The 20,463-nt window shown below is 71.1% G+C and carries 17 protein-coding genes and 2 tRNA genes; 16 read left to right on the top strand and 3 right to left on the bottom strand.

Annotated features, from left to right (window positions below; all coding sequences use genetic code 11):
* Window position 1 precedes the first annotated feature (1 nt).
* The 11 genes from D7044_RS11680 (at window position 2) to D7044_RS11730 (ending at window position 13,155) form a co-directional block, all read left to right on the top strand.
* Window positions 2-3,013, top strand: a complete 3,012-nt coding sequence (locus D7044_RS11680; protein WP_120679229.1) for a UPF0182 family membrane protein — start codon at window positions 2-4, stop codon at window positions 3,011-3,013.
* A gap of 162 nt (window positions 3,014-3,175) precedes the next feature.
* Window positions 3,176-3,688 (top strand): SigE family RNA polymerase sigma factor, encoded by a 513-nt coding sequence (locus D7044_RS11685; protein ID WP_120679231.1) that lies wholly within the window; start codon window positions 3,176-3,178, stop codon window positions 3,686-3,688.
* Window positions 3,678-4,604 (top strand): hypothetical protein, encoded by a 927-nt coding sequence (locus tag D7044_RS11690; protein ID WP_120679233.1) that lies wholly within the window; start codon window positions 3,678-3,680, stop codon window positions 4,602-4,604. The genes D7044_RS11685 and D7044_RS11690 overlap by 11 nt, the downstream gene beginning before the upstream one ends.
* Before the next feature lie 95 nt (window positions 4,605-4,699).
* A tRNA-Met gene (locus tag D7044_RS11695) sits at window positions 4,700-4,773 on the top strand.
* 325 nt (window positions 4,774-5,098) lie between these two features.
* The gene (locus D7044_RS11700) at window positions 5,099-6,181 is read left to right on the top strand and encodes an ROK family protein (protein ID WP_233564953.1); all 1,083 of its coding nucleotides are present in this window, start codon (window positions 5,099-5,101) and stop codon (window positions 6,179-6,181) included.
* 60 nt (window positions 6,182-6,241) lie between these two features.
* On the top strand, window positions 6,242-8,107 hold the full coding sequence (locus D7044_RS11705; protein WP_199716580.1) for an alpha-galactosidase D: 1,866 nt from the start codon (window positions 6,242-6,244) through the stop codon (window positions 8,105-8,107).
* Between the two features lie 119 nt (window positions 8,108-8,226).
* Window positions 8,227-10,638 (top strand): glycosyl hydrolase family 95 catalytic domain-containing protein, encoded by a 2,412-nt coding sequence (locus tag D7044_RS11710; protein WP_120688848.1) that lies wholly within the window; start codon window positions 8,227-8,229, stop codon window positions 10,636-10,638.
* 329 nt (window positions 10,639-10,967) lie between these two features.
* Window positions 10,968-11,930 (top strand): SGNH/GDSL hydrolase family protein, encoded by a 963-nt coding sequence (locus tag D7044_RS11715; protein ID WP_199716581.1) that lies wholly within the window; start codon window positions 10,968-10,970, stop codon window positions 11,928-11,930.
* Window positions 11,931-12,031: 101 nt separating this feature from the next.
* Window positions 12,032-12,105, top strand: a tRNA-Met gene (locus D7044_RS11720).
* Window positions 12,106-12,227: 122 nt separating this feature from the next.
* Window positions 12,228-12,791 carry a hypothetical protein gene (locus tag D7044_RS11725; RefSeq protein ID WP_147434640.1) on the top strand — a complete coding sequence of 188 codons (564 nt, stop codon included), beginning with the start codon at window positions 12,228-12,230 and terminating at the stop codon, window positions 12,789-12,791.
* Between the two features lie 112 nt (window positions 12,792-12,903).
* Window positions 12,904-13,155 (top strand): hypothetical protein, encoded by a 252-nt coding sequence (locus D7044_RS11730; RefSeq protein WP_120679243.1) that lies wholly within the window; start codon window positions 12,904-12,906, stop codon window positions 13,153-13,155.
* 50 nt (window positions 13,156-13,205) lie between these two features.
* Here D7044_RS11730 and D7044_RS11735 read toward each other — a convergent pair whose 3' ends face one another.
* The gene (locus D7044_RS11735) at window positions 13,206-14,579 is read right to left on the bottom strand and encodes an ABC transporter substrate-binding protein (RefSeq protein WP_233564954.1); all 1,374 of its coding nucleotides are present in this window, start codon (window positions 14,577-14,579) and stop codon (window positions 13,206-13,208) included.
* A gap of 124 nt (window positions 14,580-14,703) precedes the next feature.
* Here D7044_RS11735 and D7044_RS11740 point away from each other — a divergent pair, with 124 nt between their 5' ends.
* Window positions 14,704-15,537, top strand: coding sequence for a phosphoribosylaminoimidazolesuccinocarboxamide synthase (locus tag D7044_RS11740; RefSeq protein ID WP_120688850.1), 834 nt, complete (start codon window positions 14,704-14,706; stop codon window positions 15,535-15,537).
* 37 nt (window positions 15,538-15,574) lie between these two features.
* Here the strand turns inward: D7044_RS11740 and D7044_RS11745 are convergent, their stop codons facing one another.
* Both D7044_RS11745 and D7044_RS11750 read right to left on the bottom strand, forming a co-directional pair.
* Entirely contained in the window at window positions 15,575-17,560 is a 1,986-nt protein-coding gene (locus D7044_RS11745) for a hypothetical protein (protein ID WP_120688851.1), read from the bottom strand.
* 19 nt (window positions 17,561-17,579) lie between these two features.
* Window positions 17,580-18,614, bottom strand: coding sequence for a hypothetical protein (locus D7044_RS11750; RefSeq protein WP_120688852.1), 1,035 nt, complete (start codon window positions 18,612-18,614; stop codon window positions 17,580-17,582).
* A 247-nt stretch (window positions 18,615-18,861) separates the two neighbouring features.
* On the opposite strand from D7044_RS11750, the gene D7044_RS11755 reads away from it, so the two are divergent.
* From D7044_RS11755 to D7044_RS11770, 4 genes are all read left to right on the top strand, one after another.
* Window positions 18,862-19,221, top strand: coding sequence for a WXG100 family type VII secretion target (locus D7044_RS11755; protein WP_233563209.1), 360 nt, complete (start codon window positions 18,862-18,864; stop codon window positions 19,219-19,221).
* A gap of 33 nt (window positions 19,222-19,254) precedes the next feature.
* Window positions 19,255-19,545, top strand: a complete 291-nt coding sequence (locus D7044_RS11760) for a WXG100 family type VII secretion target (protein WP_120679253.1) — start codon at window positions 19,255-19,257, stop codon at window positions 19,543-19,545.
* Between the two features lie 144 nt (window positions 19,546-19,689).
* Window positions 19,690-20,091, top strand: coding sequence for a YbaB/EbfC family nucleoid-associated protein (locus D7044_RS11765; RefSeq protein WP_120679255.1), 402 nt, complete (start codon window positions 19,690-19,692; stop codon window positions 20,089-20,091).
* Entirely contained in the window at window positions 20,084-20,458 is a 375-nt protein-coding gene (locus tag D7044_RS11770) for a hypothetical protein (protein WP_120679257.1), read from the top strand. Before D7044_RS11765 ends, D7044_RS11770 begins: the two co-directional genes overlap by 8 nt.
* Window positions 20,459-20,463: the final 5 nt, after the last annotated feature.

A 20,463-nucleotide genomic window follows, 5' to 3' on the forward strand; every position in this document is an offset into this window, starting at 1 on the left:
CATGCGAAGCGGCAGCCCTCTGCCGAGGATGAGTCGGCGGGGACGGGTCACGATCGCCGTCCTGGTCGGGGTGTTCGCGCTCTTCACCCTGCTCGGTTGGGGCGTGCGCGCCTGGACCGACTGGTTGTGGTTCGACGAGGTCAACTACACCGAGATCTTCACCGGTGTGCTCGTCACCCGGCTGCTGCTCTTCCTGGTGATCGGGCTCGCCATGGCGCTGGTCATCGGCGGCAACCTCTGGCTGGCCTACCGGCTGCGTCCACGGCTGCGCCCGCACTCCATGGAGCAGGCGACCCTGGAGCGCTACCGGATGGCGCTCACGCCGCGCCTCGGCACCTGGATCGCGATCATCTCCGCGGTCGTCGGTCTCTTCGCCGGGCTCTCCGGGCAGGGCCGGTGGAACCAGTGGCTCCTCTTCCGCAACGGTGGTGACTTCGGCGTCAAGGACCCGGAGTTCGGCGTCGACGTCGGGTTCTACGTCTTCCAGCTGCCGTTCTGGCGCTACCTGCTCGGCATCGGCTTCACCGCGGTGGTGCTGGCCGTGATCGGTTCGCTCGCCATGCACTACGTCTTCGGCGGGGTCCGCTTGCAGGGCGTCGGCGACCGGATGACCACCGCCGCCCGGGCCCACCTGAGCACGCTGGTCGCGGTCTTCGTCGCGCTGAAGGCGGTCGCGTACGTGCTGGACCGGCGGGCGATGCTGCTGGAGTACAACGAGGGCGCCAAGCTCTACGGCGCCGGCTACGCCGACGTCAACGCGCTGCTGCCGGCGAAGGAGATCCTCGCGTACATCTCGATCGTGGTGGCCATCGCGATCATCATCTTCTCCAACGCCTGGATGCGGAACCTGGTCTGGCCGGGCATCTCGCTCGCCCTGCTCGGCGTCTCCGCGGTCGCCATCGGCGGCATCTACCCGTGGGCCGTGCAGACGTTCGAGGTGAAGCCGAGCGCCAAGGAGAAGGAGGCGCCGTACATCGAGCGCAGCATCCAGGCCACCCGGACGGCGTTCGACCTCGGCGACACCAAGACCACCGCGTACGCGGCGAACAACCTCACCCCGCCGGCCAGTCTGGCCACCGACACCTCGGTGGTGCCGAACATCCGGCTGCTCGACCCGCAGCTGGTCAGCGAGACGTACACGCAGCTCCAGCAGGTGCGCGGGTTCTACGACTTCGGCCCGAAGCTGGACATCGACCGGTACGGGGTGAACGGGAAGACCTCCGACTACGTGGTCGGCGTCCGCGAGATCAACTACGGCGAGCTGACCGACCAGCAGAACACCTGGATCAACCGGCACACCGTGTACACCCACGGGTACGGGCTGGTGGCCGCGCCGGCCAACCAGGTGTGCAGCGGGCAGCCGTTCTTCGTCTCCGGCTTCCTCGGCGACAAGGCCGGGCAGGGGTGCGCCTCGCAGACCGAGCAGATCCCGGCCGACCAGCCGCGGATCTACTACGGCGAGCGGATGGGCGAGGACGACTACGCGATCGTCGGCCAGACCGACCCGAACAAGAAGGCCGAGTTCGACCGGCCGGTCGGTGAGGGCGGCGGCGAGTTCTACACCTACACCGGCACCGGCGGTGTGGAGATCGGTTCGTTCACCCGGCGGCTGCTCTACGCGATCAAGGAGCAGGAGTCGAACTTCCTGCTCTCCGGGGCCGTCAACGACGACTCGAAGCTGCTCTACGTACGCAACCCGCGGGACCGGGTGGAGAAGGTCGCCCCGTTCCTGACGCTCGACGGCGACCCCTACCCGGCGGTCGTGGACGGCCGGGTCCAGTGGATCGTCGACGGCTACACCACGTCGGCGAGCTACCCGTACGCGCAGCGGGTCAACCTGCGCGAGGAGACGACCGACGAGTTGACCGGCCGGGGGACCTTCCAGCTGGCCCGGGAGAACGTCAACTACATCCGCAACTCGGTGAAGGCGACGGTCGACGCGTACGACGGCACCGTCCGGCTCTACGAGTTCGACGAGAACGACCCGGTGCTCAAGGCCTGGAACAAGGCGTTCGGCGGCGACCTGGTGCTGCCGAAGAAGGACATCCCGGTCGAGCTGGCCGAGCACTTCCGCTACCCGGCGGACCTGTTCAAAGTGCAGCGCAACCTGCTCACCAAGTTCCACGTCACCAACCCGGGCGACTTCTACTCCGCGCAGGACTTCTGGCAGGTGCCGAACGTGCCGGACGCCCCGGACAGCGGCCAGACGCAGCCCCCGTACTACCTCTTCACCCAGTTCCCCGGGCAGGAGGGGCCACGGTTCCAGCTCACCTCGGCGGTCACCCCGAACGGGCGGCAGAACCTCGCCGCGATGATCTCCGGGTCGTACGTCGACGGTGAGCCGCAGTTGGAGGTGCTGGAGCTACCGGACCAGACCCGGATCTCCGGGCCGGTGCAGGTGCACCAGCAGATGACCAACAACGGAGACATCCGGCAGCAGCTCAACCTGCTCGCCGCCTCGGGCCAGGCCCAGGTGTTGTACGGCAACCTGCTCTCGCTCCCGTTCGGCAACGGCATGCTGTACGTCGAGCCGGTGTACGTGAAGAGCAACAACCAGGACGCGTTCCCGCAGTTGCAGCGGGTGCTCGTCTCCTACGGCGACGGCAGTTCGTTCGTGGCGCTGGCGAACAACCTCGCCGACGGCATCAAACAGCTCGTCGAACAGGGCAAACGGGCTGCGGAGAACGCGCCGCCGCCACCGCCCACCGGGGACAACCCGCCCGCGCCGCCGCCCACCGGGCCGGACACGCCGCCGCTCACCGGTGAGCTCGCCGCCGCGGCGGACCGGGTGCAGACGGCGATCGTCGAGGTGCGCGCGGCTCAGGCCTCGGGCGACTTCGAGCGGTACGGCCGGGCGCTCAAGACGCTGGACGACGCGATGAAGGCCTTCGAGGCGGCCCAGTCGCAGGCCACGCCGACCGCCGGCACGCCGGCCAGCCCGACGCCGAGCGGAACGCCGACACCGGGCGGTAGCAGCCCGCCGCCGAGCAGCGGCGCCCCCTCGGGCGGCTGACCGCGGCGGAACGACAGTTCAGCCCCCGGCCCGTGGACCGACTCCGGTCCCGGTGTCCGGGGGCTGTGTCGTCTCTCCGACTCGTCACCGACTGCAACCACCCGCACCGCCCGTCCGTCCTGTCTGCATACGGGCGATGACCGTGGGGAGCGTGGTGGCGAGATGAGGGACGCAGGCAGTTTCGACGATTTCTACCGGAGCACGTCACGGCGGATGCTCCGGTACGGGTACGCGGTCGCCGGTGACTACGTCGAGGCACAGGACCTGGTGCAGGAGGCGTACGCCCGGGCCTGGCGGCAGTGGGGGCGGATGTCGACGCACCCGGCGCCGGAGGCGTGGCTGCGCCTGGTCGTCGCGCGGCTGGCCACGGACCGCTGGCGTCGGCTCAACGGCTGGCGGGCGGCGCTCATCCGCAGCGGCCCGCCGCCGGCCGTGGTGCCGCCACCCGGTGAGGACGGCGTGCTGCTGCTCGACGCGCTGCGTCAACTGCCGGCCGCCCAACGGCAGGCGCTCGCTCTGCACTACCTCGTCGACATGTCGGTGGAGGAGATCGCCCGGGAGACGCAGGTGCCCGTCGGCACCGTGAAGTCCTGGTTGTCCCGGGGGCGGGCGCGGCTGGCCGCGCTGCTGCCCGACGGCGCCGCCGAGGAACTGGAGGCCAACGATGTCGCGTGATCTGTCTGACTTCTACCGATCGCTCGCCGCGGACGCCGACGGCCGCCCGCTCGGCGGGCCGGGCGAGCTGCGCCGGCGGGCCGACCGACGGGCGCGGGTACGGGCGGCGGGGGGAGTGCTGGCGGTGGCGCTGCTGGTCGCCGGCACAGCCACCGGCACCCGGCTGGTCCTCGCCGCCGACGAGGGCCCGGTGGGGCCGCCGGCCGGTCCGCCGGCCCCGACGGTGACCGCGCCCAGTCCGTCGCCGTCACCTGTCACCCCGTCGCCGTCACGGGCCGACCCGTCACCGGTCGGCTCGGCGACGGCGACCGCACCGAGCGGCGGTACGCCCTCGACGAGCAGCGCCCCGCGTACGCCGACCTCGATCCCGGACCGGGCGTTCTTCACCCAGCCCGCGTCGACCACGGCGGCACCACCTGTTTTCCGGCAGGGGGAAGACGTTCTGCCGGACTTCTGCGGGGCGGACCTCGATGGCCGGGTGGTGCAGACCCGGAGTCGGGTGCTCACCTATCACCTGACCCCGAACCAGCCGGAGGCGACGGTGCCGTACGGCATCTACCGCAACTCCATCACCATTCACCGATCCGGTCGGGCGGACGACTGGATGGCCGACCTGCGCCGGGCGGTGCGGGAGTGCCCGGAGCAGGAGACCACACCGGGACGGTTCGACCGGCACCGGCTGCTCCCCGGCGGCGACCTCGGTGACGAGGCGGTGCTCGTCGAGGTGCGCGAGCCGGCCTGGGAGGCGGGTGAGCCGGCGGAGGGCGAGGTCCTGCGGTTGATCCGGGTGATCCGGATCGGCGACGTGGTGACGGTGCTCTGGGAGATGGGCTGGGAGGGCACGTCCAGCGACCGGGCGCAGGTCGACGACTACAGCCGTCGTGCGGAACGGGCCATCTCGAACTGGCTGGACTGATCCACTGCCGGGCCGGCGCTGCGGGTGCCGGCCCGGCACCCGCCCCGATGTCGTTTTGCTACCTGGGGGACGGTGCGCTACCGTTGTCGAGCCGACGCGGGGTGGAGCAGCTCGGTAGCTCGCTGGGCTCATAACCCAGAGGTCGCAGGTTCAAATCCTGTCCCCGCTACGAAGAAACACCAGATCGAGCCCGTCCCCGTTCTCGGGGGCGGGCTCGATTGTTTTGGACCGGCGCTGCCGTGCGGCGCGAGGGCGGGGCTGGCCGTCGCGCCACTGACCGTGCCAGCGGCCGGACTGCCGCGGACCGGTCCGACCTGGCGTTGCGGGGGTCACGTCGCCGCGAACTGTAGGGCGGCCAATCGCCAAATTCAATACTTGAAGAAGTTAAATATTTACCTAGGCTTGCGGGCATGTCTCCGGTCAGCGACGCGGGTTCGCCAGTAGGGGCACCGGCCGCGACGGCGGTGTTCACGACGGTGTTGACCGAGGGCCCGGTGAGCAGGGTCGGCCTCGCCCGCCGGCTCGGGCTCTCCTCCGCCGCGGTGACCAAGGCGGCCCGCCCGCTCATCGAACTGGGCTACCTGCACGAACTCGCCGCCACGGAGCGCAGCGGCCCGGGCGCCGGGCGCCCGGCCAGTCCACTGGCCGTCCGGGCCGACCGCGAGTTCTTCGTCGGTGTGAAGATCACCGCTGACGAGCTGATCGGGGTGATCTGCGACCTCTGCGCCCAGGTGCGGGCCACCGCCCGCCGCCCGCTCAGCGGTCCCGACGTCGAATCCGTGCTCGCCGAGGTCGGTCTGCTCGTCGACGGACTGCTCGACACGCTGCCCGAACATCGCCCCCGCCTCCGTCGGCTCGGGCTCTCCCTCTCCGGCGACGTGGACCACACCAGTGGTCTGGTCCGCTACTCGCCGTTCCTGCACTGGCGGAACGTGCCGCTGGGCGAGCGGGCCGCCCGGCTGACCGGCCTCGCCGTCACCGTCGAGAACGACGTCAAGGCGCTGACCGCCGCCGAACACTGGTTCGGCGAAGGGGTGGGGGCCGAGTCGTTCGCCCTCGTCACCGTCGGCACCGGCATCGGCTGCGGCCTGGTCGTCAACGGGCGACTGGTCTCCGGCTCGTACGGGGTGGCCGGCGAGATCGGGCACGTCGTCGTCGACGCGACCGGCCCCGACTGCCACTGCGGGGGGCGCGGCTGCGTGGAGTCGATCGCCGGCACGGACGCCATCGTGGCGCAGGCCCGGGAACGAACCGGCCAGCCGGACCTCACCCTCGACGAGGCGGTGGCCCTGGCGCGCGGCGGCCACGAGGGGCTCCGCTCGGTCTTCGCGCGAGCGGGCGACGCGATCGGCTGCGGCATCGCGGCCGTGGCGAACCTCGTGGGTCCGAGCCGGATCGTCGTCTCTGGTGAAGGGCTGGCCGCCTACGACCTGTTCGACGCTCCGATCCGGGCGAGCTTCGAACGCCAGGCCTTCGGCGCGGCCGCCCGCTGCCCCGTCACGATCCGCCCGCTGCCCTTCGAGGAGTGGGCCCGCGGGGCCGCCGCGGTGAGCATCCAGTCGCTCGTCCTTCCCTGACCCCTCGGGGCCGGCCCGGCCCCGTCGACGCCGGCACCACCCGCCACCAGGAGGTTGATGATGAGAACCAGCAGAGGTTCCCGGTACCGCACAGGCGTGGCCGTCGTGGCCGCGGCGCTGGCCGGGACACTCGGCGCGGGAGTCGTCCCGGCGCAGGCCACCCCCGCCTCGCCGACGGCAGCGGAACCGGGCGGCGCGGCGGTCACCTCGGCCGACGTCGACGCCGACGTCGACGTCGACGCGGACGGCGACGTCGCGGCCCGCCCCTACATGGGGTGGACCAGCTGGAGCATGCAGTCCTCGAAGTACCCGGGCCTGAACCCGGACGGTGACTACAGCTACCTGACCGAGTCGAACGTGCTGAAGCAGGCGGACGCGTTGGCGCGCAAGCTGAAGCCGTACGGCTACGAGTACGTGAACATCGACGCCGGCTGGTGGCGTGACTTCGCCTGGAAACCGAGGTTCGACGAGTACGCCCGGCAGACCCCCGAACCGTCGCGCTTCCCGCGCGGGATGAAGGCGGTCGCCGATGACATCCACGCCAAGGGGCTGAAGGCCGGCATCTACCTGCCCGTCGGCCTGGAGAAGGAGGCGTACGTCGAGGGCGCGGCGCCGATCTGGAACGCGCCGGACTGCACCACCGCCGACATCGTCTACCCGGACCTGCGTACCACCAACGGCTGGGACAGCGCCTACAAGCTGAACTTCGACAACCCCTGCGCCCAGCGGTACATCGACTCGCAGGCGCAGATGTTCGCCGACTGGGGGTACGACTTCCTCAAGCTCGACGGTGTGGGACCGGGCTCCTTCAAGTCCGGCGACAACTACGACAACATCGCCGACGTGGCCGCCTGGCAGCGGGCCATCGCCGCGACCGGCCGCCCGATCCACCTCGAACTCTCCTGGTCGCTCGACATCAACCACGCCGCCGACTGGAAGCGCTACTCCAACGGCTGGCGAATCGACACCGACGTCGAGTGCTACTGCAACACCCTGGTCACCTGGGAGAACTCGGTCGACGACCGGTTCGACGACGCACCGGCCTGGAGCCGCTGGGCCGGCCCCGGCGGCTGGAACGACCTCGACTCGCTCAACGTCGGCAACGGCGTGATGGACGGCCTCACCAACGCCGAGCGGCAGACGTACACGACCTTGTGGGCCATCTCCAAGTCCCCGCTCTACACCGGCGACGACCTCACCCGCCTCGACGAGTACGGGCTCTCGCTGCTGACCAACCGCGAGGTCATCGCCGTCGACCAGAACGGTGGCCCGCCCGCCCGTCCGGTCACGCCCGCCGGCGACCAGCAGGTCTGGGGTACGCACAACCCCGACGGCAGCTGGACGATCGCGCTGTTCAACCTCGCCGAAGCGCCGGCGGCCGTCACCGCCGACTGGGCCTCCCTCGGGTTCACGGGCAAGGCCTCGGTGCGCGACCTGTGGAACCGGAAGAACCTCGGCACGTACCAGAACAAGATCACCGCGACCCTGCCCGCGCACGGCTCGCGGCTCTTCACCGTCCGCCCCGGCGGCACCGAACTGGTCACCACCAGCTACGAGGCCGAGGCCGGCACGAACACCCTGAGCGGCAACGCGTCCGTGAACGGTTGCGACGCCTGCTCGGGCGGCCAGAAGGTCGGCAACCTCTACCTCGGCGGCAAGGTGCAGATCAACGGCGTCACCGTGCGGAAGGCGGGGATCTACACGATCAGCGTGGCGTACGTCAGCGGCGACGCCCGGTCGGTGACCGTCTACTCCAACGACGGCAACGGCACCAGCCTCAAGTTCCCCGCCACCGGCGACTGGGGCACGGTCGCGACCGTCAGCGTCCAGCTCGCTCTGAAGGCGGGCGTCAACACGGTCACCTTCGACAGCGCCGACTGGTACGCCCCGGACATCGACCGGATCGACGTACCGCGGACCCCCTGACACGACGCGCGGGGCCCGGTCGTCGACGGCCGGGCCCCGCCTCCCGCCGGGCCGCCACACCCGCCGCCGCCCCCGTCCTGACCCGCGCATCCGCCGAACGCCGGAGTTGGAGCACCGACATGGATTTCCGGAACACCGAATCGCGCGACCTCCGTCCGAGCCGCCGCGGCTTCCTGGCCCTCGCCGCCACCTCCGGCCTGGCCACCGCCCTCGGCGGCGTACCGGCGTTCGCCGCCTCGGCGGCACCCCGGCGCCCCACCGAATCCCCGCTGCTCTCCCCGGGCGACGCGGCACGCAACCAGCTCTGGTGGTCGGCGCCCGGCTCCGCCAACTCCATGATCGAGCAGGGGTTGCCGGTCGGGAACGGGCGTCTCGGCGCCCTCGCCAGCAACGACCCCGCCCGCGAGCTCCTGACGATCAGCGACGCCACCCTCTGGACCGGGGGGCTCAACGACACTCTCCAGAGCGACGGGCAGTTTCCCTACGGGCGGGACGACTTCGGCTCGCTGACGCTGCTGGGGACGCTCACCGTCGACATCCCCGAGCACGACCTGGGCGTCGTCGACAACTACCGCCGTACGCTCGACCTGGCCCAGGGCCTGGTCGGCACCACGTACGAGATCGACGGGGTCAGCTACCGCCGGCAGATCTTCGCCAGCCGGCCGGACGACGCTGTCGTGCTCCACTTCAGCCGGGAGGGGCGCGGCACCTACACCGGCACCGTCTCGCTGGCCGGCACCCACGGCGAGGCCACCACCGCCGGCGGTCGGTGCGCGTCGTTCGGCGCCTCCTTCGCCAACGGGTTGAGGTACGGCGCCGCCGTCACCGCCCACAGCAGCAGCGGCACGGTCGCGATCCAGGGCAACTCGATCACGTTCACCGGCTGCCGGGACCTCACGGTCGTAGTCAGCGGCGGCACCAACTACGCCCCGGACGCCGGCACCGGATTCCGCGACCCGTCGGTCGAGCCCGAGCACCTGGCCCGGGCGAAGGTCCTGGCCGCGGCCCGGGAATCCCTCCGCGATCTGCTGCACACCCACGTCGCCGACTTCCGTCCGCTCTTCGAGCGCTTCGACCTCGACCTCGGTACGTCGTCGCCGGCGCAGCGCGAGCTCGACACCTGGGGCCGGCTGGCGGCGCGCTGGCGGGACAACGTGCCCGACCCGGAGCTGGAGGCCGCGTACGTCCAGTTCGGGCGCTACCTGACGATCTCCGGTTCCCGAGGCAGCCTGCCGATGGGCCTGCAGGGGCCGTGGCTGGACGGCAACGACCCGGACTGGATGGGGGACTACCACACCGACGTCAACATCCAGATGAGCTACTGGCTCGCCGACCGCGCCGGCCTCTCCGACTGCTTCGACGCCCTCGCCGACTACTGCGTCGCGCAGCTGCCCGCCTGGACGGACGTCACCCGGCGGCTCTTCAACACTCCGACCAACCGGTTCCGCAACTCCAGCGGCAGGGTGGCCGGCTGGACGGTGGCCTTCTCCACCAACCCCTACGGTGGCAGCGGATGGTGGTGGCACCCGGCCGGGAACGCCTGGCTCTGCCAGAACCTCTTCGAGCACTACGAGTACGTCCAGGACCGCGCCTACCTGGCGAAGATCTTCCCCCTGCTCAAGGGCGCCGTGGAGTTCTGGGAGACCCGCCTCGTCACCATGACCGTCACCGACGCGGCGGGTGTCACCCGCGAGGTGCTGGTCGCCGACAGCGACTGGTCGCCCGAGCACGGCCCGCAGGACACCAGGGGCAACACCTACGCCCAGGAGCTGGTGTGGAACCTCTTCGAGAACTACCGCACGGCGACCCGGCTGCTCGGCCGGGACACCGGCCACGGCGAGACCGTCGACGGCCTGCGCCGGCGCCTGTACCTGCCCGAGGTCAGCCCGACCACGGGCTGGCTCCAGGAGTGGATGTCGCCGGACAACCTCGGTGAGACCACCCACCGGCACCTCTCCCCGCTCATCGGCCTCTTTCCCGGCGACCGGATCCGCCCCGACGACTCGACGCCCCCGGAGATCGTCGCCGGAGCGACCGCCCTGCTCACCGCGCGGGGCATGAACAGCTACGGCTGGGCCAACGCGTGGCGGAGCCTCTGCTGGGCACGGCTGAAGGACGCGGAGAAGGCCTACCAGCTGCTGGTCAACAACCTGAAGCCGTCGACGAACGGCAGCAACGGCACCGCCATGAACCTCTTCGACATCTACGAGACGAACCCGGGCCGCGGCATCTTCCAGATCGACGCGAACCTCGGCACCCCCGCCGCCGTGGTGGAGATGCTGGTCTACTCGCGACCGGACCACGTCGAACTGCTGCCCGCGCTCCCCGCCGCCTGGGCCGCCTCCGGTTCGGTCTCCGGGGTGGGCGTACGCGGTGGTTTCGTCGTCGACGTGGCCTGGAAGGACGGCGCGGTCACCCGGGCGACGTTGACCAGCGTCGGCGGGCGCGCCACGACGGTCGTCGCCGGTGGCCGGTCGCGGCAGGTCACGCTCCGCCCGGGGGAGTCGGTCACGCTGCGGAGCTTCCGGTGAGGGCACGGGACAACCACGTCGGACGGGGCGCTCGCCGCCGCCGCTCGTCGGTCGTCGTCGCGGCGGTCGCCGCGGTCTGCGTACCCCTGACGACCGCGACGGCGGTGCAGGCCCGGCCGTCGGTCCCGGCCGACCCGCCGGCGGCATCTGTCGCGGCGGGCGGCCCGGCGACGACCCGGACGGATCGACACTCCGTGATCACGTGGGGGGCCAGCGCCGATCGGTAGGGCGCCGGGCCCGCGGACCGCAGCTACCGGCTGGTCGTACGCACCAGCGTCGGCGGGTCGAAGCCGCGCATCCGCCTGACCAACGCCTTCGGCGAGCACCCGGTGACCTTCGCGAGCGCCTACCTCGGGCTGCAGCGGCAGGGTGCGGAGCTGGTGCGGGGGAGCAACCGTCGGCTGACGTTCGGCGGGCAGGGCTCCGTCGTCGTACCGGCCGGTGGGACCGTCTACAGCGATCCACTGCCCGGGCGGTTGGCCGCCCAGGTCGACCTGGTCGTGAGCCTGTACGTCACGGGTGCGCAGGGGCCGACGACCGGACACGGAATGGCGATGCAGACGTCGTACGCGGCCTCGGGCGACCATGCGGCGCAGGAGGAGGCCACCGGCTGGACCGATCGGATCAGCTCCTGGTACTGGCTGGACGCCGTCACCGTGGAGACCTCGGTCGAGGTCGGCGCGGTGGCGCTCCTCGGTGACTCCATCACCGACGGCTGGGCCTCCACCCAGGACGAGAACCGTCGCTGGCCCGACTATCTCTCCCGACGGCTCCAGGCGGCGCAGACCGGCGGGGTGAAGGGTGTGGCCAACGAGGGCATCTCGGGCAACAAGGTGCTCGCGGACGGCGCCGGTGAGGCAGCCCTGCGCCGGTTGGACCGGGACGTGCTCTCGCACCCGGGGGTGGAGACGGTTGTCCTGTTCGAGGGGATCAACGACCTCAAGGCCCACAGCGGTGTCACGGCCGACGACCTGATCGCCGGGTACCGGGAGATCGTCGAACGGGTGCACGCGGCGGGGAAGTGCGTCGTCGGTGCGACGGTCATGCCGTTCAAGGGCTGGTCCGAGTACGACGACGCCGGCGAGGCGGTGCGCCAGGCGGTCAACGACTGGATCCGGCGCGGCGGCGAGTTCGACGCGGTCGTCGACTTCGACCGGATCACCCGCAGTCCGTACGACCCGCAGCGGATGCTGCCGTTCTTCGACGGCGGGGATCACCTGCACCCCAACGACAAGGGGATGCAGGCGATGGCGGACGCGGTCGACCTGGCCGCCCTGGAGTGTGACCGCTGAACCGTTTTCGCAGGTGGCAGCCCTTCTCGAAGGGGTGCCTGAGCGAATCTTGGGCCCACCGAACGGGCCTGCAGAGGATGGGGTAGAGTTGTCTTCACCGACGCGGGGTGGAGCAGCTCGGTAGCTCGCTGGGCTCATAACCCAGAGGTCGCAGGTTCAAATCCTGTCCCCGCTACGAGAGAAGAAGAACCCGGTTCCCCGGTTGGGGGGCCGGGTTCTTTCGTATCCGGAGGTCTCTGCGGGACGGCGGGCCAGGGGCGTGGCGCGTACGGTGTGGGCAACCTGAAGGAGATCCGGATGGCAGTCCGACCGCAGGGGCGTCGCAAGCCCAACAAGCTACGCTTCTTCGTCCTGTTCACCGCGCTGATCGTCGTCGGTGTCGGCGCTGTCTACGGCTTGCACTGGGCCGCGAATCCGTGGGCCCTCTCCCTACCGGGCCGGCCGGCGCTGACGGGTCACTGGCAGGGCACGGTGCCGTACGGGCCGGCCGACGATCGACGGATCGTGCTGCGCCTCGACGACGACCCGCCGAGCGCGACCGACCGCTGTGGCGACTGCCCCGGCATGGTGGGCGTCGCCAAGGTCTGCGCCGCGGGGCGGACCGAGACCTACGAGCTGTGGGGAGACGCCCGTAACTACCGCGGGACCCGCTTCTCGCTGCACACCCGATCAGAGGTCGAAGGCCCGGGGCCACAGCTGAACGAGCTCCACGGCGAGTGGGACGGCGATCTGGTGCGAATCCGTACCTCGTTGACCACGCTCGGCGCCGACGGCACGACCACCGGGTCGGACTCGCCGCCGCTGACGTTCGAGATGACTCGCGCCGACGAGGACGACTTCGACGGCCTCTCCTGCGGCTGACCGGGCTCGACGCCCGGCGCGTCGACCGAGCGTCGGGGGCGGTGGCCGTCCCGGCCGGGACCTTCTAGGCACCGATGCTGCCCTGGTTGCGGCCTTCGGCGAGGATGTCAGCATGTCTTCTTTCGGCAAGTGGTGGAGCCGACTCGGCGCGGTCCTCGGCGCGGTCGTGCTCTCGGTGTTCGTACCGGTGGCGGCGTGGGCGTCGACCGGGACGGGCGAGCTGGTGGTGGAGGCCGCGCGACGGCGTTCACGGGGCGGGATCGGTTTCGGCTTCCTCGGGGCGCTCTGCTGCCTCGCGGTCGTCGTGGTGATCGTCCTCCTGCTGCTACGCCTGACCCGCAACCGTCGCGGTCCGCGCCGCTGACCGACGCGGCGGCGCCGACGTGTGACGTCGCGGTGCCGCCCCCGGCCGGCTCAGCTGGTCAGGGCAGCGTCGGCCTGGGCCAGGAAGCGGGTCGCGGCCGCCCGGGCGCCGCTGTCACCGGAGCGGACGCTCTCGGCCGCCGCGACCAGCAGGCTGCGAACCTGGGCGTGCCCCCGCGGCGGTGGCGCCGGGGCGGGGCCGGGGGCCGCGCCCAGAAGGCCACCTAGGGCGGCGGCGCGCCGCTGCGCCGGATCGGTGATGCTGCCCTCGACAGCCCGCCGGACGGCCTGGTTCGGGGTGAGGCCGCGCTCGTGCCCGAGGAGGGCTCCCGCCGCGACGTCGCTGGTCAGAAAGTTGATCACGTCGATCGCCGTCTCGGGGTCGCGGCTTCCCCGGAAGACCGCCCAGTACATCGAGGCCCGCGGCCACTGACTGGTGGGGGAGCCGGGAAAGGCGATCAGCCCCAGCCCGGCCCGGGTGAGGCGTTGCAGCTCGGGCAGCTGGTGCGACCAGGCGAAGGAGGCGGCGGTCAACCCCGACACGACGAGCTGCCGGGCCGGCTCGCCGCTGTCGGTCTGCTCGACCAGCGCGGCGCTCGGGGTGGCTCGCCCGGCGCGCGCCCGACGCCACAGCTCGAACCAGCCGACCAGCTCCTCCACACCGAAGGCGAGCTGCCGGCCCCGGTAGAACTCCCCGCCGCGCCCCCGCAGCCAGAGCCACAACGCCCGGTAGTCACCGGACGGATCCGTGCTGCCGGCCACCCGCCCCCCGCTGGCCTCCGTCACCTGCTCGGCCCAGTCGACGTACTCGTCCCAGGACATTCCGGTGCGCGGCTCGGGTACCCGCAGTTCACTCAGCAGGTCCCGGTTGAAGATCACCGCTGCGGCGGTCTGCCCGGCGGCCACCGCCATCGTCCGGCCCGCCACCTGGCCGTACTGGGCCAGCCCTTGGGGAAGGTTGCGCAGATCCAGCCGGTTGTCCGCGACGTGGTCGGTGAGGTCGCGGATGATCTCCCGATCGGCGTACTCGGTCAGGATGCTGTCGTCCAGCTGGATCAGGTCCGGCACGTTGCCGCCGGCGGCCTGGGTGGCCAGCCGCCCGTAGTAGCCGTCGATGCCCTGCCAGGTCACCCGGAAACTCACCCGCGGGTTGCGTTCGCTGTAGAGACGCAGCGCCTGCTCGGTCAGCTTCGCGCGGTCCGGTCCGCCCCACCAGAAGACCGACAACTCGATCGGCCCGTCCCCGGTGGGGGTCGTGGCCGGCCCGGAGGTGCAGCCCGTGAGCCCGCCGGCCGCGAGGAACGGCGCACCCAGTAGCGCGGCGAGCACGCGGCGCCGGCCGGGGTCGGCTGCCGGCACCGGCGGTCGGGAAACGGGCACGCGGGACTCCCGGGACGAGACGTTGGGGACGATCGGATCATTCACGCAGGCACCGCCCGAAGGTGTCAACGTCCGTCCGGGCAGAGCCGCCGCGCACCACTGGCGTACGCATCGATGCGCTCGGGCCACCCTGACCGCCGTACGTGTGCCGCGTGGTCTACTAGGCCGCGTGGAACTTCTGCACTCGGGCAAGGTCCGGGACGTGTACGCCGACGGCGACGACCTGATCCTGGTCGCCTCCGACCGGATCTCGATCTACGACGTGGTGCTGCCGACACCCATCCCCGACAAGGGCAAGCTGCTCACGGCGCTCTCGCTCTGGTGGTTCGAGCAGCTGTCGGATCTGGTACCGAACCACGTCATCTCGGCCAGCGACGTGCCCGCCGAGTTCGCCGGCCGGGCGATCCGCTGCCGACGGCTGGAGATGGTGCCGGTCGAGTGCGTCGCGCGCGGGTACCTCACCGGCGGGGGGCTCAGGGAGTACGAGCGCACCGGCATGGTCTCCGGTGTTCCGCTGCCCCGGGGCCTGGGCGAGGCCTCGATCCTGCCTGAGCCGATCTTCACGCCGTCCACGAAGGCGCCGGCCGGCGAGCACGACGAACCGATCACCTACGCGGACGTGGTGGCCAAGGTCGGTGAGTCGCTCGCCGAGCGGCTGCGTCAGATCACCATCGACGTCTACCGCCGCGGTGCCGAGATCGCCGCCGACCGGGGCATCCTGATCGCCGACACGAAACTCGAGCTGGGCTGGGCGCCGGACGGCAGCCTGCTCCTCGGCGACGAGCTGCTCACCTCGGACTCGTCCCGCTTCTGGCCGGCCGAGTCGTACCAGCCGGGGCGGGTCCAGTTCTCCTACGACAAGCAGTACGTGCGGGACTGGGCCGTCAACAGCGGCTGGAACAAGCAGGCGCCCGCGCCGGACGTGCCGACCGAGGTGGTCGAGGCGACCCGGGCCCGCTACGTCGAGGTCTACGAGAAGCTGACGGGCAACAGCTGGAGCTGACGGTTCCCGGCCGGCGAGCCGGCCGGGAACGCGTCACTCAGTTACCGCCGCCGAGCGCGGTCTTCGGCTCCGGCCGGTACGAGCGGTCCTCCGCCTGCCGACCGACGACCCCGCCGCCCGGCGTCTCCACGCTGAACGCCTGCTCGTCCGTGACGATCTTCAGCTCGTCCTGCTCGTCCCGCTGTGCTGCCTGCTCGGGGATGCTCGTCCGGCGCTTCGCCAGCTCCGGAGGAACGGCCTGGCCACCGCGGGCCGGACGCGCCGGCCCGCTCGCCGCCGGACGGCCCCGCAGGCTGCTCGGCACCTCCTCCAGCCGGGACACCCGCGCACCCGTCGGCGGCGCCACCGGCCCGTCGAGCACCGGCGCGACACCTTCCGGCTGACCGTCGCCCAGCCACTCGCCGCCCGGCTGCACCGGCCGGGTCGTACGGTCCTGGTCCCGCCTCGACCGGGCCGGCGTCGTCGGTGGCGTGCTGCCGCCCTTGGCCGAGTTGCCCAGCACCGACGGGGAGGTGCCCGGGCGGGTCGGCGTCGAGCTGCCGTGCCCGTCGGAGGGCAGTCCGGCCCCCGGCCGGCCCTTCGTGGGCTGCCGATTCTGCAGCACCGGCGGTGAGGTGGCGTTGCTGCGCGGCGCGAACTGCTCGGCACCGGGCGCTCCCGGCCGACCCGGCGTACGGCCGGTGGTGGACTCGCTCGTCGTGCCGGGCGCACCCGGCCGACGCGTGGTCGACGCCGGCGGGGCACCCGTCTGGCCGGGATTGCCCCGGGTTCCGGCCGGCGGCGGCGTGGCGTTCGCCGACGCCCCCGGCGAGCGCAAGGCGTTCGGCGGTGCGGACCGTCCACCGGCCGGGGGTGGGGTGGCGGTGGCGCCGGGGGAGCGCAGCGAGGCCTGCGGTGGCTCCGCCACGGGCGCGCCCGTGCCGCCCCGGATCACCCCGTTGCGCATCGCGCCGCGTTCAGCGGCGTTCAGCCCGTCGAGCCCCGGCGGACGCGTCACGCTGGGCCGGGGCACGCTCGTCGCCTGCGGCCCGGTCCGGACCACCGCCGGCGGAGGCGTGACCATGGGGGGCGTCGCGACCGGCGGCGGGGCCACCGACGGCGTCGGCGTCGGCGTCACCACCGTCGGTGGCGGCTGCATCTTCTCCAGGATCTGCTTCTGGATCTCCGCCGGATCGGTCGGCCTGGGCACCGCCTTGACCGGAACGGGTGGCTTCGCCACGGGTGGCTTCGCGACCGGCGGAGGCGCGACCGGCGGGGGTGCCACCGGCGGAACCCCGGTCGGGCCGCGCCACGGCGGGTGACCCACCAGGTTGAGCACGGCGTCCATCGGGAAGAACGGCGGACCGTGCCCGCCGCTCACCTTGCTCATGGTGTCGAAGTACTCGTTGGCCGTCTGGTGGGCCAACTGCTGTGCCTTGCGGTTGTACTCCTTCTGCTTCTCCTGGACCGCCTCGGCCTCCGCCGCCTGGATGCCCTTCTCGCCGTCGTAGAGACCCAGGGTGAAGCCCTGCTTGAAGCCCTCGGAGAACTGTGTCCAGCCGTCCGCGTTCTTGGCGTCGTTGATGGCGTTCTGGTACTCCGTCCAGAGCCGGTCCATCTCCGCCCGGGAGTCGCGGGCGATGCCCACCATCGCCCGCAGCGCGGCGACGTTGTTGAGCGTGGCGTCCATCCACTCGTCGAGGTAGGCCAGGGTCTTACCCGGGCCGGCCTGCAGGAAGGCGTCCCGCGCCTGCGGTGACTTCCAGGTCTCGTCGTGCAGCGCCTGGCTGGCGTTGAAGAGCTGCTGGTGGATGCTCTGCAGCAGGTTGTAGGCGTTCTGCCACTGGTCAGCCAGCGCGGAGATGTCCTCCGGGTGCTGGCCCAACACCTGCTGGCGAACCGCCTCGATCGTGGCCCCGCCCTCGTCGGACGGGGGTGGGGTGAACTGCAGATCGGTCTGCTGCGGCGGAGTGACGTAGCGGGTGCCCTCGCCGCTGGGGCCGCCGTGTGGATAGATCGCGCGGGCACCCCAGTAGTCCGCCATGGCGTCTTTCCTCCCTGGCTCAGATGCCGTAGTCGTGCCGCTTGATCTCGTCCAGGGCGTTCCTGGTCGGCGAGTCGCAGACCTCGCTGGGATCCACCCCGTCGGTGTTCTGCCCGACGTGCAGCTCCTGGGTGACGTTGCCCTCGCCGTCGCTCTCCGTCACGTGCCGGGTGCCGTCGGCGTTCTGCCGGTCGACCGACCTCGACGTCGTTTCGCCTTCGGCGTCCAGCTGCTCGTCGGTCCGGCTGTTGCTGCCGTCCTCGCCGTATGTGGTGGTCTGCCGGCTGCCGCCGGTCGTCTTGCCGTTCGCGTCGTAGTTGGTGGTCGTGGTGATCGTCGAGTCGTCCCGTACGACCGTGGTGGTCCGGCTGCTGCTGGTGCTGGTCACCTTGCCGGACGGGTCCTTGGTGACGATCGTGGTCAACGTCCCGCCGCCCGGTAGCGTCTGGGTGGTGAGCGTACGCACGCTGCCGTCCTCGGCGAGCGACGTGTGGGTGACGCTCCCGTCGGGGTTGACTGTCGGCTGGCCGGTGTCGGTGAACTTCTGCTGCTCCCCGCCCCCGCCCTGGTCGGTCGCGGACAACGACTCGAATTGCTGGTCCCAGTAGGTCTTGCCGGTGACGAAGGGGGGCAGGCCCGGCGGCCGCGGCGCGTTCGCGTCGCCGAAGGCGAACCGCACCGCGTCCAGCGACGCCGCGGAGAAGCCGTCGGTCGAGGAGTAGGCGTCGGCGATGGTCTGTGCCGCCATGCCGGTGTTGGTCAGCGCCGTGCCCAGGTAGGTGATGTAGCGCTGCAGCTCGCCGTAGTTGCTGGCCATCTGGCCCTTGATGTATCCGGCCTCGGGCAGCACCGCGCCTTCCCAGGCGCTGTTCGGCAGCTCCGCCAGCAGGCTCAACTGGCCACCGTGGTTCTGCAGGTTCTCCTGGATGGTGACCATGTTCTTGCCGTAGTCGACCATGCCGTCGATGTCGACGTCGACCGGCTTCTGATCGGCGAGCCAGTCCGTGCGGGTGTTGAGATCAGTCTCCCGCTGGTAAGGATTTTCCTCCGCCACCGACCCTCCCCTGGTGCGGCGGGCCCCCGCCCGAGTGTGCACAGATCGATGCCCAGACTAGCTTCTGTCAGCAACGCGCGGGTAACGGCGAACGGTCACGACCTGTCATCATCCACCACATCGGACCGATCGAGGTAGCCCGATTCGGCACGGGACGCTACCGTCAGCATCGGCCGTACTAGGCCACCACATCAAGGGGACGCTTCCCTGAACGGGGGGCGCGAGCAGAGGAGCGGGTGAGTCCACCTTGACCGACACTCCAGGACTGGGTCAGGTTCACGCCACCCAGGAACAGCTCAACGCGATGGCGCAGCGGTGCAACGACACCGGTGAGGGTCTCGCGCAGGGAATGGCTCAGCTCATCGAGCGGATCCAGACCCTGGGCGGCGGGGGAATGCGGGGCTCGGCGAACAACGCCCTGCAGGACGTGTCAGTTCAGCTCAACGACGGTCTGCGGACGATCATCACGGCGCTCGACGAGCTGTCCGGCAAGATGACCAACGCCGCGACGCAGTACGGGATGAACGACGAGGACGCGGCGACCGAGATCCGTAACGCCGCCGCCGAGACCGGCGACACCAGCGTGATGAGCATCCTGCGTGGCTGAGGCCGCAAGCGACGAGCGAGAGGTGAGAATTCAGTGACCAGTCCCATCACTTACAACTTCGGCCAGATCTCGGACGTGGCGACGGCCATCGGCACCTACCAGGGCCACATGGACGGTGCTCTCCAGGACCTGTACGGCCAGTTCCAGCAGCTCTTCGCCGCGGACTGGCAGGGTGCCGCGGGCCAGGCCTGCAACGAGGCCCAGCAGAAGTGGAACCAGGGCGCCGAAGAGATCAAGAGCGCGCTGATGCGCGTCGGTGTCAAGCTCGGTGCCTCGGCCGAGCGGATGCAGCAGGTCGATCAGGCGATCGCCGCCGGCATGTGACGGACGGGACGGGCCGCCTCCATCCACGGTGGAGGCGGCCGGCCCGGTCGTAGCGCCACCGGCGACCCGCATCGCGGCACCAGCGGGGCGGTCGGACGGCAGGGATTTCGATAGGCTTCCGTCGGCGACCTTGGGGGAGGGGCGATGGAGGAGCGACCGAACTTCGGCGCGTTGAGCGCCATGATCGGTGACCTCAAGAAGGCCTGGTCCGGAATGGACGAGGTGCAGAGCAAGATGCTCAAGGTCACCGGCACGGCCTGGTCGGACGACCAGACCATCAAGGCGGTGGTCGGGCCCCGAGGTCACCTGCTCGAACTCGAGATCGACCCGCGGGTCTTCCGGCACCCCAACTCGAAGGCGCTGGCGGCGACGATCGTGGCCACCGTCCGACTGGCCGTCGAGGACGCCGCCGAGCAGTCCAAGGAGATCCTCGACGGCAGCCTCGCCCCCGACCTGCGGCGCATCGCGCCCGGCGGGAACCAGCTGCAGAAGCTGCTGCACAGCCACGACGCCGACGTGCTCGTGAAGGGGGACGACGATGAGTAGCTTCGTCGAGATCAAGTCCAGCGTCGCCGACATCATCGGCATCGCCAACCGCATCAGCGCCAGCGGTCAGTCGCTCGCCTCGACCATGACGTCGAAGCTCGACGCGGTCACGGCCATGGAGTCCGGGCACGGCACGCTGCCCCGCGGCGACGAGTTCGTCGAGGAGTTCCTCAAGACGTACCACAAGTCGATTGAGGTGCCCGGCGGTGGCGCGCAGCCGATGAACGAGGCCGTCAAGAGCAGCATGCCGAAACTGGGTGAGGCGATGGTCCAGCTCGGCAAGTACGCCGCCGACGCCATGTGGAGCTACACCGGCACCGACGACGACAACCGCGACCAGATCAACCGGGCCGGTGGCCGCAGCTGACCGTG

Origin of the sequence: Micromonospora musae, assembly GCF_003626635.1 — a bacterium.
Classification (GTDB): domain Bacteria; phylum Actinomycetota; class Actinomycetes; order Mycobacteriales; family Micromonosporaceae; genus Micromonospora; species Micromonospora musae.